The organism is Fodinibius halophilus (assembly GCF_011059105.1).
Classification (GTDB): Bacteria; Bacteroidota; Rhodothermia; order Balneolales; family Balneolaceae; genus Fodinibius; species Fodinibius halophilus.
Genome location: NZ_JAALLS010000019.1, coordinates 57169 through 76392, shown reverse-complemented (window position 1 = coordinate 76392; position 19224 = coordinate 57169). Strand labels below are relative to the sequence as shown.

The window sequence follows — 19224 nt, the reverse complement described above, 5'->3', positions numbered from 1 at the left end:
ACCAGTGAAAATTGATCACTGGTCACCGTTTACTGTTAATTATTTAAAGTCTGTTTACTGCTTTCTTAAATTCGTTACCTCTGTGTTTATAATTGTCGTACATATCGAATGATGAGCAGGCGGGGCTCAGTAGTACAGCTTCACCTCGTTTTGCTCCTTTTTTGGCCTGCCGCACGGCTTCGTTCATGTTCTTGGCGGTTTTAAAATGAGGAACCACTGTTTTTAGTTGCTCTTCGATAAGGGGTTTTGCCTCGCCGATAGCGATGATGGTATGCACTTTTTTCCGGATCTGGTCAACCAGTTCTGAATAATCGTTACCCTTGTCGCGCCCGCCGAGAATGAGCGTGAGCGGCACATTAAAGCTGTCGAGAGCATACCATACAGCGTTGATGTTTGTTGCTTTACTGTCGTTAATGTACTTGACCTCGTTTGCTTCACGTACCAGTTCCAGCCGGTGTTCAACACCTTCAAAAGTGCGTAAGCTTTCACGTATCACATCATTATTAATTTCAGAAGCACGAGCAGCCAGGGCTGTTGCCAGGCCGTTTTTTAAATTGTGCTTTCCGGAAAGTTGTACATCGCTGATTGGCATCAGTACCTCTTCTTCTTGGTTAATTTTGAGAATGATGTTTTGATCGCGAACAAAGGCCCCATCGCTTTCGTCCGGTTTTTGCCGGTTCGAAAAAGCCAATAACCTTGGGGCATCGGCTTTTTTTTGGAGTTCGTTTACATAATCAGTAATCGTTGGATCATCATAATTATAGATGAACCAATCGTTGGTTGTTTGGTTTTCAGTAATTCTAAATTTTGATGCTGCATAGTTAGAAAAATTCTCTTTATATCGATCCAGGTGATCGGCCGTTACGTTAAGCAACAAGCTCACATGGGGTTTAAAAGTATCAATATGATCAAGCTGGAAGCTGCTTACTTCCAAAAGAGCATCCGTATTCTCTGTAGTTTGTGCTACAGCATCAGAAAACGCATGTCCGATGTTTCCGGCGGTAATATGTTCTCGGTTTGCCTTTTCCCATGTATGGTCTAACCAATTGGTGACGGTCGTTTTACCGTTACTGCCGGTGACGGCCACAATAGGACCTTTGTTGAACCAACTGGCAATTTCAATCTCTGAAAACACCTTTTTGCCGGCGTTGATATACTCTTGTACTAATGGTGCCTCTGTAGGCACACCGGGACTTATTGCCAGGAGGTCGGCACCGCGTGCTTTTTCGGTATGTCCGTTTTCTTCAAAAGGAATTTGCTCCTGTTCTAAATTTTCTTTCACATTCTCAGCAATAGCACTATGGTCCGTTACAAATACACGAGCCCCTTTGCGCTTCAGCAACGAAGCGACAGCCAGCCCACTGCGGGCAGCTCCTACAACAACGATATGTTTGTTTTGTACTTCTATCATCGCAGTTTCAGGGTTAAGAGGCTTAGAATGCCGAGGAGTACCGCAATAATCCAGAAACGAACAACGATTTTGGATTCCGGCAGTCCTTTTTTCTCAAAATGATGGTGAATAGGGGTCATCAGGAATACACGTTTGCCTTCACCATACTTTTTCTTCGTGTATTTGAAATACGTTGTTTGAATAATGACTGATACCGTTTCCACGAAGAAAATTCCGCAGATAATCGGCAGTAATAATTCTTTGTGCAGCATAAGCGCAAGAGCACCAAAGGATCCGCCGAGCGCCAGGGATCCGGTATCTCCCATAAAAACAGAAGCGGGGTGCGTGTTGTACCATAAAAAGCCCATGCAGGCTCCTACCAATGAGGCGCAAAAGATGGTCAGCTCTCCCGACCCGGGCAGATAGATAATGTTCAAAAAATCCGAAAAGTCGGTACGCCCGGAAACGTATGCAAAAATACCTAGTATCAGACCTGCTATAGCTGATGTTCCTGCCGCCAGTCCGTCGAGACCATCCGTTAAATTGGTTGCATTGCTAACTGCTGTTATTACAAAAATCACCATTGGGATGTAGATAACCCACCCGAGTGCTTCTCCTAAAAAGGCATAGTCAATGTTCACGCTCTTTAAAAAGGGTACTGTTGACAGCGTATTGAAACTCTGGAAGTCGGGCCAAAAGTAGAGGGTTAATCCCAATAAAAGCCCTACGGTTACTTGGCCGGCTACCTTAAACTTTCCGCTAAGGCCGCTTTTATCCTTTTTAACAACTTTGATATAGTCATCTACAAAACCGACAACGCCCAGCACGAAAGTGACAAGGATAATCATCCATGTATATACGCTGTCCATCTTCATCCAAAACAGGGCAGGGATGAGCACAGCCAATAGTATGATAATTCCACCCATGGTAGGGGTATGTGCTTTGCCCAAGTGATTGTCGAGACCAATATCTTCGCGAATAACTTCGCGCAGCTGCATTTTTTCAAGCCACTGGATAATACGGCGACCTATCATCACGCTGATGAACAGGGCCATAGCGGCAGCAACGGCAGCTCGCGTTGTGATAAATTCAAATGCGCCAAAGCCGGGCGGTTGATAGTTGATTTCCAGCCAGTGTAAAAGTTCGTATAGCATCAAGAACCTCCAATATTTTGATTGGAGTTCCTGCTTGCCAGGGCTTTACTAGCAATAGCCCGGTCGTCAAAATCGTGGCGTTGGCCTTGCACTTCCTGGTATGTTTCGTGGCCTTTGCCGGCAATTAAAATCATGGTGTGATGGTCACCATCTTTAACAGCTTTCTCAATTGCTTCTCTGCGGTCGGTTATACGTTCGGCACTATCGGTTTCCTCAAAACCGACCATGATCTCGTCAATAATTTCATCGGGATCTTCGCTTCTGGGATTATCGGATGTCACCGTCACTTTATCGCTATAGCGTTCGGCGATTTTAGCCATTTTGGGGCGCTTCGTTTTATCTCTGTCACCGCCACATCCAAAGATGGTGTGCAATAGCTGGTTTTCTTGTTTGAGTTCTGCCAGTGTTTGTACTACATTTTCAAGTGCATCAGGGGTGTGAGCGTAGTCCACTAATACAACGGGGTTATTTCCATTCGCGGATTCTTGGACCCGTTCCAGGCGACCTGCAGCACCTGATGCTGTTTCCAGGGCGTTAGCTATAGCTTCTTTTTCATATCCCAGCGCTCTACAGATTAAAAATGCCTCTGCAATATTATAGGCGTTAAAGGCACCAATCAGTGGACTTTCAATAACTTGGTCGCCTATACGGGTGACGACCCCTTCAATGCTATTTGACAAGATCTGACATTCAACATCAAGGGCCTTATTAAAGCTGAAATCAATAACCTTTGCCGAACAATCCATTGTAATAAAGGCAGCCTGGTCGTCATCCCCGTTAATAATAGCATGCGCATCGTCATCGAGATTGTCGAATAATTTCTTCTTTGATGCCGCATAGGATTTAAGGTCGTCGTGATAGTCAAGATGATCGTGGCTTAAATTGGTAAATACAGCTATATCAAAGTTAACTCCTGCCACGCGTTCTTGGTCAAGTGCATGAGACGAGACCTCCATTACCAGGTGCGTAGAATTTGTTTCTACCATTTTGGCCATATCAGCGGCCAGCTCAATAGGATCTGAAGTAGTAAGCAAGCTCCTGAGTTCTTCGTTGCCAATGCGTTTTGCTACAGTGCCAAGCAGGGATGGCTGCTCTCCCAGCTGTTGCAGTACCTGAAATACCAGGGTCGCTACAGTCGTTTTACCGTTTGTTCCGGTAATGCCGATGATGGTAAGTCGATCCGCGGGATTCCCTTCAAATGCCTGGGCTAGTTTTCCGACAAGTAATCGGGTATCTTCTACCTCCAGTACACAAACCTCTTTATCGGTATAGTATGACTCTTCACAAATGATTACCGAGGCCCCATTTTCTACTGCATCTTCAATAAAGATATGGCCGTCAACATTGAACCCACGAACGGCAATAAAAACATCTCCTTCTTCCACTGCACGAGAATCCTGGGTAAGCGCACCAATGGCAGTCGGCTCCGGTCCGGAGACGTCAATTGGCTTACAAAGGGATATGAGTTTTTCGTAAGTCACTTTGTGGTTTTGCTAGTCAGGGTTTCCATTGCTTTTGCTTTACCGCGAACCGTAATAGTCCGGCCTTGTTTCATCATATCGCCGGGCCGTGGGAACTGGCTATAAACTGTTCCAGAACCAATCATCTTGGTTTCGAATCCTCGGGCGTGAATTACTACTGTTGCTTTACGCATGCTCATGCCACCCACATCGGGTATGATGGAGTAGCCGTCAGGAAGCTCGGAGGTATCGGCAACGGCGACGGTGTTTGAAAGTTCAAGCGTGATTTTATCTTTTGGAGATAGTTTTGCACCAGCTTCGGGTTGTTGTCCGCTGATCCAGTTGCCATCTCCGTCGGTCTTATATTCTAATTCCTGTTTTGCAAGCAGTGATTGGGCTTCCTTCTTTGTGAGGCCTGATAAGTCAGGAGCATGGGCCCAGGTTTTGCTTGTTGATTCGCTTTCGATAATCTGTTTTTCAATTTCGTTATCAAGTCCTGCAATACGTTTCGCCGATTCACGGAAGATCGGTCCCGCTGTAACACCACCGTAAGGGGGGTAAGTGTCGGGGTTATCGAGAACTACAAGGCATACATATTTTGGGTTTTGAGCCGGAAAAAATCCCACAAAAGAAGATCGATATTCACTGCGGTATTGCCCGTCAATAAGTTTTTGGGCGGTACCCGTTTTTCCGGCAATAGGAAGTCCTTGGATCTGGGCATATTTTGCTGTGCCCGAGTCTGTAACAACACTGCGGAATACCGGGTACAGCTGCTCCAATGTCTCACGCTCGGCGATTTGGCGCACTTCTACATCTTCATGTTCCCAGGTGATATTGCCTTGTTTGTCAGTGATTTTATCAACAAGGTATGGCCGCATCATTTGGCCTGTATTAGCAAATGCTGCATAAGCTTGGGCCAGTTGCAAGGGCGTTACCTGGAGCTCATACCCAATAGACATCCATGGAAGTGACACTTCGCTCCATTCGTACGGTTTGGGCAGCCGACCGGTTTCTTCGTTCGGCAGATCGATATTTGTAGGGGTGCCAAAACCCAGGTTGCGGGCATACTGGTAGAACGTATCCTTGGAAAGCCGCATGGCGATTTCTGCCGTAGCCACGTTAGATGACTTCTGGATGACCTCGGGGAAGGTAAGTGTTCCCAGGGGTTCGTGATCACGCATCCACTGACCGTGAATTTTTGTTTTCCCGTCTTCAGGAGTTTCAAAAGATTCGGAAAATTGCACTTTTTGCTGCTCAACAGCGGCTATAGCAGTAACCAATTTAAAAGTAGAGCCGGGTTCGATCATATCCGAGATCGCAAAGTTCCTGCGGTTCGTGCTGTTAAGGGAAGCAGGATTATTGGGGTTGAATGTGGGATAATTAGCCATCGCTTTAATAGCTCCTGTATTGGGATCCATAACAATAGCAGAACCGTAGGATGATCTCGTTCGGTCTATCCCGGCTTTAAGTTCTTCTTCAACAATTGCTTGAATATGGGCATTAATGGTGGAGTGGAGCGATTGCCCTTGTTGTGGTTTTTTGGTCGGTGCTCCTACATATGAAGAAATACGTCCATTTCGTTCTCGCCGAACTTGCTGTACACCATCTTCACCACTGAGTCGGTTGTCGTACTTTTTCTCAAGTCCCGTGATACCTTGGGTGTTATGGTTGACAAAGCCGAGAGTATGAGCGGCAAGAGATCCGAAATTATACCGTCTCTTATAATTTTCTTCCAGAATGACACCGCGAATATTCATCTGCTGTAACGCTTGGTGTGCCTCAGGCCCTACATTCTTGCCCAGTACTATATAGCGGGAACGGGGCGATGCGCTGCGAATCTTCTGTGAGTATTGGTAGGAAGATTGCGAGGTGTATTTTGCCAGGGTATCACAAACTTGTGAAATTTGAGATTGTTCAAGTCCGCCTATTTTAGGGTCGATCGCAATTTTATAGGCTACAGAATTTGTTGCCAGCAAGCTGCCATCCGTACTATAGATGTTTCCTCTTTGGGCCGGAATGGGGATGTAGTCAATGGCTTGTTCGCTCCAGAGTTGGCGAAGTTCGGGACCTTCTATAAAGTTTACGCGAAAAAGTTGTACACCAATGGCACAAGGTACCAAAAGTACCAGCCCAAAGACGATAAACATCCTGTTTAATATGGCAGAACGTTCTTTTCGCATTTACTTTTCCACCTCAATTACTTTTTCTGCAGGTCCGCCATTGATGAATCCTGCATCTTTTGCATTTTCATAAATATCGGCCGGCCCGATCATCCGATCGTAGGTAAGCCGATAGTCTTCATGCATCCGTTTAACCTGATTGTACTCGCGTTCCAGTTGCTGTACTTCTTGTAACAACTGTTGTGTAGCGAACACATGGTTCAGGTACAGGATGCCAAGTGCGCCAATTGCAAGAGCGCCGACGATAACTTTCCACGGCTTTAGCTTGGGGAACGAAAATCCACTGTCTTGGTTGCCAGGTTGTTTTCGTCTGCCATAGTGATTTCCCTTTGAACGGGCTGCCCCTTTGATGGTACTTCGTTTCTTATCTTTCGAAGAAGAACGACGTTTATTTTGTTTTACCTTTTCTTTTTTGAGTGGAGATTTTATAAGCATGCTACACCTCTGGCTCTTCTATCTTCTGTGCAACGCGCATTTTGGCGCTTCGTGCAGCAGAATTTCGTTCTATTTCTTCTTCGGTAGGACGAATAATCCCGCCAGAGATCTCTTCTATGGGATTCTGGGGGTTGCCATAAAAATCCTTCTCGATTTTTCCTTCATGGTTGCCTGCTTTAAAAAATCTCTTGACGATTCGATCTTCAAGTGAGTGATAGCTAATGGCAACAATGCGACCATCAATGGTCAAAAGTTCAAGGGCTTGTTCCAGCACTTGTCGCAGCATATCCAGTTCTCTGTTTACCTCTATACGGATTCCCTGGAATACACGAGCCACACTTTTTATTTGGTATTGGCCCTTGACAACGGCTTCTACAGCCTCACGAAGCTCGGTCGTCGTTTCGATAGGACGACGATCAATTATCTCGCGAGCAATTTGGCGACTCATTCGCTCTTCGCCGTAGTGGAAGATGACATCACGAAGATCTTCGTAGGAGTATTCGTTAACTACTTGATATGCCGTTACGCCACGGAGGTTACTCATGCGCATATCCAGCGGACCTTCTTTTTGGAAGGTGAAACCGCGTTCTTCTTCTTTTATCTGGTGCGTAGAAACGCCCAGATCCAGGAGAATTCCGCTAACGTTTCCATGCAGTTCTGGGGGGAGCAGCCTGGAAAGATAGCCGAAATTACCTTTAACGGATGAGAAGCGGGGATCATCGCCAATGCGGGAGTTTGCTGCAGCGAGGGCTTCGTCATCCTGATCGATACCAATAAGTTGGGCGTCGTTATTGAGTGCAGATAACAATGCCTGGCTGTGTCCTCCACCGCCTAGGGTAGCATCAATATAGATACCGCTGGGGTCCGTAATAAGGTATTCTACGGACTCATCAAGCAGTACCGGATGATGTTCATAATATGTGTCATTGTTGTTCATGGCTGTCATCGTCACCCATTACGCCCTCAAAAAGTTCTTGGTACGATTCAAAGTCCAGGTCGTCATCAACGGGCTTGAGTTCCTCTGGCGACCATATTTCAACACGTTCGCCTGTGCCAATAAATATGGCTTTACCGTCGATGCCGGCCCATTCTGTAAGTTGTGAAGGAAGTGGAATGCGATTCTGGTTATCCAGGTTTACATCAACTGCAAAGCGAAGAAAGTTACGCTTGAGTGTGCGACCTTTTTTTGTAAAGCTGTTTATCTGGGAAAGCTGGTCTTCAACTTGCTGCCATTCATCTTCTGGGTAGAGATAAAGGCATTTGTCAAGACCTCGTACTATAGTAAAGTGCTCTTTCGCTTGGGGATTCAGAGCTTTACGCAGTTTAGCCGGGAAGCTAACGCGTCCTTTATTATCAACACTATGTTCGTATTCGCCTTTAAAGCTAGGCATATATGGATCCCCAGAATTACAGCATTGTTATCGAATTCGATCGTGGATATGAACTCCCACATTCTACCACTTCACCCCACAATGTACCCCGAAAGGGTGTAATATGTCAAGGGTTGATTTCAGAAAGATTAAAATATTCTCAAAAACGGTAGGCGGGATGATTTTGTCTATTACCTAAAAGGGGGGCTATAGGACGTATAGGGGATTTGGTAATCTTGTTTAGAAGATAAACCGTTTTTTGTATCGATTTGGCATTGCCGTGGTAGAAAGTGGTAGAGTTTTTTATTTAGGGATAAAAAGCTGAGCTATATAGTTGCAACGCATGATTACGTTACAACTTTTTAAACATTGGACAAAACATTGCCTTCGCATTTTCAATAGATTATCCTTGGATAAATAATTTACAGAGCACTTGGAATGTAAGAAGGATGTGCGACATTACAATTCTGAGAATCATCTTAACAATTAACTACTAATATATTATGCAACGGTTACTCATACTTTTTCTGACAGCTTTTCTTATGTCCTTCTCGGTAACTTCGGGGTGGGCGTTACAACAGGCTTCGGTTTCTGTACAAGTAGGCTCCAGTACTTCAACAGTTACGGGAGAAGATTATAAACGTGCAGAGCAGTTTTTGAGACAGCATACTTCTGACAAAGTATATAATCGGGTGGTGGGGCAAAACTGGAGTTCGGGAAACGTTTTAATATATAATACGCGCACGCCCGATGGTAAAGTATATTATAAAGCTAACCCACAGACTGGAGAGAAAGAGAAAGCGTTTGATCACAAGCGTTTGGCCAAAAGCCTGGCAGAAGAAACGAATCAGGAAATGGAGCCCGGCAAACTTCCTTTGCGCTCGGTGTCTCTCACTGATGGGGGCAATAAGTTACGCTATCATTTTATGGGGAAGCGCTATGAAACCGATTTTTCAGATTATAAAACGACAAAGCTTGCCCAAAAGAAAAAGAGGAATGAGGTATTGTCGCCGGACGGCAAAAAAGCCGCATATATCAAGGATTATAACCTTTGGGTGCGCGATACCGAAACCGGGGAGCATACCCAGTTGACTACCGACGGTGAGCGGTACTATGGATATGCCACCAATAATGCCGGATGGGTGAAAAGTGATACGCCGGTGCTGCTTTGGGGACCGAATTCTGAAAAACTTGCTACCTTTCGTCATGATAGTCGCGACGTTAAAGAGATGTATCTCTATAATACAAAGGTAGGACATTCTGATCTGCAGCGATGGAAGTACCCGTTGCCCGGCGACAGCACTGTTTTTAAAATTGAGCGCGTAATTGTGCACCTGGGTGATAATCCCGAGGTGGTGGAGCTAGATATGGATCCCGACTATCACCGCTCTACCATCTCCGATCATATTGCAGACTGGGGTGGACGCTTTCTCGATAACGAGTGGATCAATGATGGAGAGCAGCTGGCTTTTGTATCTTCATCACGCAATCACCAGGTTGCCCAACTGCGTGTAGCTGATGCCCAGACAGGAGAAGTGCGGGATGTGTTGCGTGAGGAGGTCGACACCTATTTTGAATCCGGCTATAGTACGGAAAGCTGGATGGTACTGGATGATACCGATGAGGTAATCTGGTTTTCGGAGCGCGATAACTGGGGACATTTATATTTGTATGATCTGAATAGCGGGGAGCTAAAGCATCAAATAACCAAAGGGGATTGGCGTGTTCTGGACTTGCAGCATGTGGATGAAGATGAACGCATGGTCTATTTTACCGGAGCCAACCGAGAGAAAGGGAATCCCTATTATCACTATCAATATAAGATTAATCTGGATGGCTCTGGATTACAGAACTTAACGCCCGAGCAAAAGAATCACCGGATTACCTGGTCACAATCGAAAGACTATTTCACGGATTATTATTCTACACCCGATACGCCGTCGGTAACCGTGGTTAGAAACACGGATGGCGAAAAAGTGATGACCTTGGAAAAGGAAGATATCAGTGAGCTGAAGGAGAGCGGTTGGGTTGCGCCCGAGCCGTTTACAGTGAAAGCGCGGGATGGAGAAACAAACCTCTATGGACTGATGTACAAGCCGTCCGATTTTGATCCCGACAAGTCATACCCGGTGCTAAACTACCTGTACCCCGGACCACAATCGGGTAGTGTGGGCGGACGATCATTTATGCCGTCACGTTCTGATAAACAAGCGGTAGCTGAACTCGGATTTATTGTTGTAGAAGTTGATGCGATGGGGACGCCCGGTCGATCAAAGTCATTCCACGATGCATACTATGGTGATATGGGCGATAACGGGCTGCCCGATCAGATTACTACCATCAGGCAGCTGGCCGATCGTCACTCCTGGCTGGATACTACCCGCGTAGGTATTTGGGGGCACTCCGGTGGCGGTTTTGCTTCTACCCGGGCTATTCTCGAATATCCTGATTTTTATAAGGTAGCCGTTTCAGGTGCCGGTAATCACGATAACCGAAACTATGAAGCCGACTGGGGTGAAAAGTGGCATGGTTTACTAAGAGAGAACGAAGATGTTAATAAGAAAGAGCTGGCCCGTTTTGCTCAGGGCGATAACTACGACAAGCAGGCGAACCAGTTGTTGGCTGAAAACCTGGAAGGAAAACTCTTAATTGCCCATGGGATGATGGACGACAATGTGCCGCCCACAAATACGCTGTTGGTAGCCGAAGCACTCATCAGGGCCAATAAGGATTTCGATATGTTGATGATCCCCAATGTGGGGCACGGCTTTGGGTATGCCCGTAACTACTTTATGAATAAGCGCTGGGATTATTTTGTGAAGCACCTGAAAGGCGTAACGCCTCCTGAATATGTGATCGGCGAAAATGATTAGTGAATAGGATGGGTAACAGGAACCTTTGCAAAACCAGGCAGTCATCCTGAATGTAATGAAGGATCTCCCTTTCAACGGCAGCAGATGGATACTGGAGATTCTTCGACAAGCTCAGAATGACGAAATCAAAGGTTTTGCAAAGCCCTCTAGCAATAAAAGAGGATGGGTCGTCAGATCAGTCCTCTTTTTTATACCATCAATCTGCTGTCACTCGCGGACCAAAGATTGATAACCCAGACACACAAATATGGACACTACCATGTAGGCCGTACTTCAGTGCGGCCATGACACATCTTGTATCATTCCCAAAAGTAAAACAAACATATTTATTCGCCCTTTTTCTGACCCACCCTTAGTCCCTCCCTAAAAGATAGGGAGGGAAACTCCTTTCCCAATAGAAGCAATGTCATTTCAAGGGGCGCGTAGCGGAGTCGAGAAATTTCCCAGAATAAGTTCGCGTAGTAGTTAAAGGATGCCTTTAGAATATTATAAAGCTATGTCTGGGAGACGAACACCTCCCGACCAATTCGAAACCCACGAATTGCCCCCCCTCCTCAAGGAGGGATTCCTTTTCCGAGTTGTGTTAAAGGACAAGAAAAAGTCCCCTCTGCGGAAGGGCGCTGAGGAACGAAGCGGGGTGGGTTTATACCGGGTGATTACGATATTTGGCAGTTTAGCTCAGATCGTTATTAGATGAAGCAGTGAGTTTGAGATCGGCAATCTCTCCCTGGGCTAAGCTGTAAATCCATCCATGCACGTTTAGATCCTGCCCGTTATTCCAGGCATTTTGCACGATAGGTGTTTGGCAGAGATTGCGCACCTGTTCCGCTACGTTCAGCTCACAAAGTCGGTTGAGCTTGTCTTCTTCAGAAAGATTCTCGAGCTCTTCAGAATGCAGGCGTCCCACATCCTGGATATGGCGCAGCCAGTTGTCAATAAGGCCGTGACTTTGGTCATCAAATGCTGCCTTAACACCGCCGCAGCCGTAGTGTCCACAGATAATAACATGTTCTACTTTGAGTACAGCTACCGCATACTGGATGACCGATAAGCTGTTGAAATCCGTGTGTGCAATAACGTTTGCAATATTCCGGTGCACAAACATATCGCCGGGAGCCAGGTCTATCACTTGGCTTGCAGGAACGCGACTGTCGGCACAACCTATCCACAGGTAGTTCGGTGATTGTCCTTTGGAGAGTTGTTTAAAGAAGTTGGGGTCTTCCTTTTTAATACGATTGGCCCATTCTTTGTTCTGGTCGAGAAGGTCGGTTGGTGTATTCACAGTGTCTGTTTTGTTTTAAACCATGGTTTCCGTAAATGCCTTAGAGGCTACGGATTTAACAGTATTTTTGCAAGCTTTCACCAGTTGTAATTTCGCAATCGGGGAGAAAAGGATAAGGGTAAATATTAAGAGAGACATTAATAAAAAGGGAGCTTTGCAAAACCCGGCATGTCATCCTGAATTCAGTTCAGGATCTCGGTTTTAAGGTTAATAACTGTATATGAGATGCTGAACCGTGTACTGAGCTTGTCGAAGTATCTCTTTCAGCATCTCAATCGGTAAAACTTCTACTTTTCTCGAAAGTAATTGCCGAGCTCATTTTGTAAATCTTGTGTACTATATTGACCCACACCTGCACTATCAACTTCGCCAAGGTAATAGTTTTGCAGATTATAAAAGTTTCAATGTGCTTGTTTTCTTTCTAGAATTAGAAAGGAATCTTCTTTTGTTATTCATTGTCATTTAAACTAAATAGCACGAGTGGGACGCTCGCGCTATGTTGCTCATGATTTTCCGAAGGTCTTGCTTAATGGGCATACGGTCAGGGATGACCGTGATACAGTCGGCATCGTTTCTTTTGTGATATACGCCAAGGCATCACGCAATGAAAAACATGAAAAGAAGATCTCCTTAAAAGGTTCGTGAAATAGCACTCGTACTTGGACTACTCATTGTGTATTTGGGAGCGAGCAATAAATAAGCCATAAGTCATTTCGAACCGCCGAGAGGTGGTGAGAAATCTCATCCGCCTGCCTGGCCCCCTCTTAACCATAATGCTAAGATTAGCTTCAAAATATTGTTAAAAGCAATGTCATTACGAGGAGGCCTGCCGACGAAGTAATTTCCCGGAATAGGTGTGCAAAGTGTACCAAATTATTGGCCTAGGTGTGCCTGGTATCGAAAGGATTAGAAAAAAACCACATGGGAGAGGGCTGACGAATGGCTTAGTTTATGGCAATTCGGTAGATCCCATCAGAAAACGATCACACTCGCGGGCCGCACCACGTCCCTCATTGATGGCCCAGACGATCAGGCTCTGTCCGCGACGCATATCACCGGCGGCAAATATCCCCTCGATATTGGTGCGGTAATCTCCGTGATCAGCTTTGGCATTAGTTCGACCATCACGTTCAATATTGAACTGGTCGAGCAGGGGGCTTTCCGGTCCCAAAAAGCCAAGAGCAAGTAAAATTAAATCAGCCTCCCACACTTTTTCGGTGCCGGGGATCTCTTTGGGCACCTTTTGGCCTTTACCATCTGTTTTCCACTCTACTTCCACCGTATGTAGTGCCGTGACATTCCCTTTGTCATCCCCAACAAACTTTTTGGTCATTACCTGGTATTCCCTCGGATCATCACCAAATTTCGCTTTTGCTTCTTCCTGCCCATAATCCACCTTATATATATGGGGCCATTCGGGCCAGGGGTTGTCGGTGGATCTGTTGCCGGGGGGTTTAGGCAAGATTTCGAATTGGGTAATATCTTTGCAGCCGTGGCGCATCGAAGTGCTCACACAATCGGTGCCCGTATCGCCGCCGCCAATTACAATAACCTCCTTGTCTTTAGCAGAGATATAGTTGTCATCCTCATGGTTGGAGTCCAGCAGGCTTTCCACATTTTTATGTAGAAACTCCATTGCAAAATGGATGCCATCGAGCTCTCTGCCTTCAATATCGAGGTCGCGCGGTTTAGTTGCTCCGGTTGCCAGAATTATCGCATCATGGTTATCGGTAAGTTCCCGGGTAGATAGGTCCGTGCCAACTTCAGTGTTCGTGACAAACTTAATGCCTTCTTTTTCCAACAATTCTACCCGCCGTTGCACAACCGACTTATCCAGTTTTTGGTTGGGGATGCCGTAAGTTAGCAGACCTCCGATTTTATCGTGTCGTTCAAAGACAGTAACCCAGTGTCCGGCTCTATTAAGCTGATCTGCGGCGGCAAGACCGGCAGGCCCCGAACCCACAATTGCCACCATTTTGTCCGTTCTGTTTTTCGGCGGTTCCGGTGTGACCCAGCCTTCTTCAAAACCTTTGTCGATAATGGCCTGCTCAATACTTTTAATGGCTACCGGCGGATCAATAATACCGAGGACGCATGAGCCTTCACAAGGAGCAGGGCAGGCACGACCGGTAAACTCCGGGAAATTATTGGTCTTATGGAGGCGATGCAGGGCCTCTTTCCACTTGCCGTGATAAACTAAGTCATTCCATTCAGGAATTAGATTGTGGATAGGGCACCCCATCGTACTCCCGTTTCGTTCTTCTCCCGTTTGACAAAAGGGGATGCCGCAATCCATACAGCGTGCTCCCTGCTTTTGTAGTTCATCCTCTGATGGATACTCGTGAAATTCATCCCAATCGTTAATACGTTTTTGAGGATTGCGATGCGGCTTTTCTTGCCGCTCAAATTCCATAAATCCGGTAGGCTTACCCATAACGGTGTTGTGATTTTGTACTCTGCTTATCGATTGATTACTGCTTTTTTTGTAAAAAGGCTTTCATTTCGGCTTCATCATCATTGAGACCTTTTTCTTTGGCCTTTTGAATAGCCTTTTGCATCTGCTTATAGTCTTTGGGAAGTACTTTTACGAATTGACAGATCATTTCTTCCCATTTGGCCAGCACTTTCCAGCCGCGATGGCTGTCGGTATATTCGGCATGGCGGCGAATCATCTCATAGACCTGGTTGATCTCTTCATCGTCGCGAAGCTTTACCAGTTCAACCATCTCTGTGTTGCAATACTTGTGGAAATCCTGGTCTTGGTCCAGGACATAGGCAATACCACCAGACATCCCGGCCGCAAAATTTCGGCCCGTGTCTCCAAGTACAACCACCCGTCCGCCGGTCATATATTCACAGGCATGGTCGCCCACCGATTCCACTACGGCATGCAAACCGCTGTTGCGCACGCAAAATCGTTCCCCGGCTTTGCCGCGGATGTAGGCTTGCCCATCCGTAGCCCCATAAAATGAGACATTACCCACTATGATATTGTCAGCCGGATCAAAGCGAGAATCTTTCGGTGGATACAGGATCAGCTTTCCGCCCGAGAGCCCCTTTCCAAAATAGTCGTTGGCATCGCCCTCCAGCTCCAGGGTCATTCCCTTGGGGATAAAAGCCCCGTAGCTTTGTCCTGCTGAGCCGTTAAATGTAAGGTGGATGGTATCTTCCGGGAGGCCTTCTGCTCCGTGGCGCCGCGTTAGCTCACTGCCTACAATAGTGCCAACAACCCTGTTGGTGTTGGTGATGGGGAGCGTGGCCCGGACACTTTTTCCTTCGTTGAGGGCCGGATCGCAAATATCCATCAGCGTTTGAATGTCCATGGCATTATCAAGCCCGTGGTTTTGGCAGCTCATACAGCGATTACCGACTTCCTGGGCATTTTCAGGCTGGTTGAGGATCAGCGAAAGATCCAGGAATTGTCCCTTCCAGTGATCAGTCTCTTTTTGTTTCAGCTTGTCAACACGACCGATCATCTCGTCAACCGTACGGAAGCCCAGCTTAGCCATATATTCGCGCAGGTGTTGAGCTACAAATTTCATAAAGTTGATTACATACTCCGGATCACCGGTAAACTTTTCGCGCAGCTCCGGATCTTGGGTAGCAATACCTACGGGACAGGTATTCAGGTGACAGACCCGCATCATTACACACCCCAGCGTAATGAGGGCGCTGGTTCCGAACCCAAACTCCTCGGCACCCAGAAGGGCAGCAACGGCAATATCACGGCCGGTTTTTATTTGGCCGTCGGTCTCCAGGCTCACCCGGCTTCGGAGATCATTAAGAACCAGCGTTTGCTGTGTCTCGGAAAGGCCCAGCTCCCAGGGCAGTCCGGCATGTTTAATACTGGTCTGCGGTGAGGCCCCGGTGCCCCCGTCGTGGCCGCTAATTAAAATGACATCGGCATGACCTTTGGCAACACCGGCTGCAATAGTGCCCACCCCCACAGCCGAAACCAGCTTGACGTTGATACGGGCCTCGGTATTAGCATTTTTAAGATCATGAATAAGCTGCGCCAAATCTTCAATAGAATAGATATCGTGATGCGGCGGCGGAGATATTAGACCCACGCCTGGGGTGGAGAGTCTTACATCGGCAATCCAGGGATATACTTTTCGTCCCGGCAGTTCGCCGCCTTCGCCCGGCTTGGCTCCCTGGGCCATCTTAATCTGGATCTCCTCACTTTCAGTCAGGTATTCGCTGGTGACGCCAAAACGTCCGGAAGCCACCTGTTTAACAGCACTGCGTTTGGAATCCCCATTTGCTTCGGTAGTGTAGCGGCTAGGGTCTTCACCGCCTTCGCCGGTATTGCTTTTTCCACCAATACGATTCATGGCAATAGCCAGTGTCTCATGGGTTTCCTGGCTGATGGATCCGTAGGACATCGCCCCGGTTTTAAAGCGCTTACATATTTCCGAAACCGATTCCACTTCTTCGATGGAAATAGGCTCAGAGTTTTGGAAATCAAAGTCCAGCAGTGAACGCAAGTTTGGAGGCGGATCATCCTGCTCGTCAATTAGATCAGCATACTCCTTATAGAGCTGATAGTCACCGTTTTTGGTCGCCAGCTGTAGCGTGTGTACTGTTTTAGGATTGTAGGCATGATACTCACTGCCCTTTCGCCATTTGTATTCTCCGCCCTCATCCAGTACCTGTCCGTTAGTTTGGTATTTGGGGAAGGCGCGTCGGTGTCGCATTTTCGCTTCTTTGGCAATGGTATCAAGACCAATGCCCCCGATGCGTGAGTCGGTCCAGGTGAAGTATCGGTCGATAACCTCTTGGTCAATACCCAGGGCTTCAAAAATTTGTGCCCCGCGATACGATTTGATCGTAGAGATTCCCATTTTTGACATCACCTTAACAATGCCTTTTACTGCGGCTTTGATATACCGGTGTTGAGCCTGCTGGAAGGGCAGCTCCAGGTGTCCTTCCTCAATAAGATCATACAAACTTTCATAAGCCATATAGGGATTAATCGCCTCTACGCCATATCCCAGCAGGGTACAAAAATGGTGTGTTTCCCGGGGTTCGCCCGATTCCAGTACAAGGCCTACTTCGGTACGTGTACCGGAACGTACCAGGTGATGATGCAGTCCTGATACGGCAAGAAGGGCAGGAATGGGAGCGTGATCGCTGTCGAAATCGCGATCGGAGAGAATGAGTATATTCGCCCCATCTGCAATAGCTTGATCAGCTTTAGCAAAGAGATTATCCAACGCCTTTTCTAAGCCGTCACCGCCCTTCTTAACTTCAAAAAGGATAGGGAGGGTACAGCTTTTAAATCCATCCCGGTTAATGTTTTTAAGCCGGTCAAGTTCTGTATTTTTCAGGATGGGCGTTTCCAACTTAATCTGTCGGCATGATTCTGGGGTAGGATCTAATATATTTCCATCCGAGCCCAGCATCGTTTCCGTAGAAGTGATAAGCTCTTCCCTTATGGGATCGATAGGCGGGTTGGTCACTTGTGCAAAAAGCTGCTTAAAATAGTTGTATAACAGCTGTGGTTTCCGGGAGAGTACGGCGATGGGAGCGTCGTTGCCCATGGCACCCACCGGTTGCAGCATATTTTCAGCCATCGGACCAATATTGACATTCAGGTCCTCATAGGTATAGCCAAAAGCTTTTTGGCGATGTATAATGCCTTCGTGTTCAAGATTGAGTTCATCTTTAAAAGTGTTTGGTAACTTATGAAAATCAACCAGCTTGTCATCCAGCCATTCACGGTAGGGGTGTTCTTCGGCAATCTCCTGTTTGATCTCTTCATCGCTTTTGATACGTCCCTCTTCGGTGTCGATAAGGAGCATGCGGCCGGGCTGCAGTCGGTCTTTTTTAACAATATCTTCCGGGGGGATATCGAGCACGCCTACTTCTGAGGATAGAATTACCGTATCATCGTTAGTTACATAGTATCGCGAGGGGCGCAGCCCATTGCGGTCCAGGGTTGCACCTACGACTTTGCCATCGGTAAAAGCGATAGAGGCGGGACCATCCCACGGCTCCATGATACAGCTGTGGTACTCGTAAAAAGCTTTCAGATCTTCATCCATACTTTCATGTTTTTCCCAGGGTTCGGGAATCATCATCATAATAGCATGGGGCAGTGAGCGACCGCTCAGCATCAAAAATTCCAGGCAGTTGTCAAACTTCGCAGAATCACTCCCGTATTCTTGGATAATTGGTTTTACCTTGTCGAGGTCATCTCCAAAAAGGTCGGTCTCAAGCTGGGCTTCGCGCGCATGCATGGCGTTTTGATTTCCGCGCAGGGTATTGATTTCCCCATTGTGGATGAGGTAGCGATAGGGGTGAGCTAGTTCCCAGCTGGGAAAAGTATTAGTACTAAAACGGGAGTGCACCAGCGCCAGTGCCGATTTCATCTTAGGATCAGAAAGATCAGGATAAAACTCTTTAAGCTGAGTAGGCGTCAGCATTCCTTTATACACAATGGTACGGGCTGACAGGCTGGGGATGTAGAAATAATCTTTGTCCGTAAGGGTACTTTCAGCAATTGCCCGAGCGGTGCGACGGCGTATCACATATAATTTGCGCTCAAAGTCGAGTTCTGTTTTTAGATCTTCATTTCGGCCAATAAAAAGCTGACGTACCGAAGGTTCGGCATCAATGGCAGATTTGCCGAGGTAGAAATTGTCGGTAGGCACCTTGCGCCATCCCAATACTTCCTGGCCTTCTTCTTCAATGATCTGTTCAATAAGTTCCTCACAAGGCAGGCGGTTTTCACGATCGGGAGGCAAAAAGAGCATGCCTACTCCATAGTGTCCCGGTCGAGGCAGATCAATTCCTAATCCGCTGCAAGAATGAGCCAAAAATGTATGCGGAATCTGCATGAGAATACCCGCCCCGTCACCGGTGTTCGATTCGCTGCCCGTAGCCCCGCGATGATCGAGGTTATGCAGCACGGTTAACGCTTGTTCCACGATGGAATGTGATTGTTTCCCTTTCATATTAACGACAAATCCTATGCCGCATGCATCGTGTTCATGGTGGGAGTGGTATAAGCCTTGATCGGAATCCATGATGAACTTGGTAAGGTCCTTTTAGTATGTGGTTAAATAAAATTAGTTA

11 protein-coding genes are annotated in these 19224 nt (G+C 46.8%); 1 reads left to right on the top strand and 10 read right to left on the bottom strand.

Annotated elements, in window-relative coordinates; all coding sequences use genetic code 11:
- Nucleotides 1–43: 43 nt before the first annotated feature.
- Genes murD through mraZ form a run of 7 tightly spaced genes read right to left on the bottom strand, consistent with a single transcriptional unit; the run spans nt 44 to nt 8010 of the window.
- Nucleotides 44–1411, bottom strand: a complete 1368-nt coding sequence (murD, locus tag G3569_RS13755; protein WP_165270145.1) for a UDP-N-acetylmuramoyl-L-alanine--D-glutamate ligase — start codon at nt 1409–1411, stop codon at nt 44–46.
- The gene (gene mraY, locus G3569_RS13750) at nt 1408–2544 is read right to left on the bottom strand and encodes a phospho-N-acetylmuramoyl-pentapeptide-transferase (RefSeq protein ID WP_165270143.1); all 1137 of its coding nucleotides are present in this window, start codon (nt 2542–2544) and stop codon (nt 1408–1410) included. Before mraY ends, murD begins: the two co-directional genes overlap by 4 nt.
- Entirely contained in the window at nt 2544–4025 is a 1482-nt protein-coding gene (locus tag G3569_RS13745) for a UDP-N-acetylmuramoyl-L-alanyl-D-glutamate--2,6-diaminopimelate ligase (RefSeq protein ID WP_165270141.1), read from the bottom strand. Before G3569_RS13745 ends, mraY begins: the two co-directional genes overlap by 1 nt.
- Nucleotides 4022–6184 (bottom strand): peptidoglycan D,D-transpeptidase FtsI family protein, encoded by a 2163-nt coding sequence (locus G3569_RS13740; protein ID WP_165270139.1) that lies wholly within the window; start codon nt 6182–6184, stop codon nt 4022–4024. Before G3569_RS13740 ends, G3569_RS13745 begins: the two co-directional genes overlap by 4 nt.
- Complete coding sequence (locus tag G3569_RS13735; RefSeq protein WP_165270137.1) at nt 6185–6619, bottom strand: hypothetical protein; 435 nt, start codon at nt 6617–6619, stop codon at nt 6185–6187.
- Between the two features lies 1 nt (nt 6620).
- On the bottom strand, nt 6621–7556 hold the full coding sequence (gene rsmH, locus G3569_RS13730; RefSeq protein ID WP_240894724.1) for a 16S rRNA (cytosine(1402)-N(4))-methyltransferase RsmH: 936 nt from the start codon (nt 7554–7556) through the stop codon (nt 6621–6623).
- Nucleotides 7543–8010 (bottom strand): division/cell wall cluster transcriptional repressor MraZ, encoded by a 468-nt coding sequence (gene mraZ / locus G3569_RS13725; protein WP_165270133.1) that lies wholly within the window; start codon nt 8008–8010, stop codon nt 7543–7545. The genes rsmH and mraZ overlap by 14 nt, the downstream gene beginning before the upstream one ends.
- 482 nt (nt 8011–8492) lie before the next feature.
- On the opposite strand from mraZ, the gene G3569_RS13720 reads away from it, so the two are divergent.
- Complete coding sequence (locus tag G3569_RS13720) at nt 8493–10862, top strand: S9 family peptidase (RefSeq protein ID WP_240894723.1); 2370 nt, start codon at nt 8493–8495, stop codon at nt 10860–10862.
- 673 nt (nt 10863–11535) lie between these two features.
- Here the strand turns inward: G3569_RS13720 and can are convergent.
- The 3 genes from can to gltB all read right to left on the bottom strand — a co-directional run bounded on the left by can (nt 11536) and on the right by gltB (nt 19175).
- A complete protein-coding gene (gene can / locus G3569_RS13715) occupies nt 11536–12144 on the bottom strand; it encodes a carbonate dehydratase (protein WP_165270131.1) in 609 nt (202 codons plus the stop codon).
- Nucleotides 12145–13093: 949 nt separating this feature from the next.
- On the bottom strand, nt 13094–14578 hold the full coding sequence (locus tag G3569_RS13710; RefSeq protein ID WP_165270129.1) for a glutamate synthase subunit beta: 1485 nt from the start codon (nt 14576–14578) through the stop codon (nt 13094–13096).
- A 37-nt stretch (nt 14579–14615) separates the two neighbouring features.
- On the bottom strand, nt 14616–19175 hold the full coding sequence (gltB, locus tag G3569_RS13705) for a glutamate synthase large subunit (RefSeq protein WP_165270127.1): 4560 nt from the start codon (nt 19173–19175) through the stop codon (nt 14616–14618).
- Between the last annotated feature and the right edge of the window lie 49 nt (nt 19176–19224).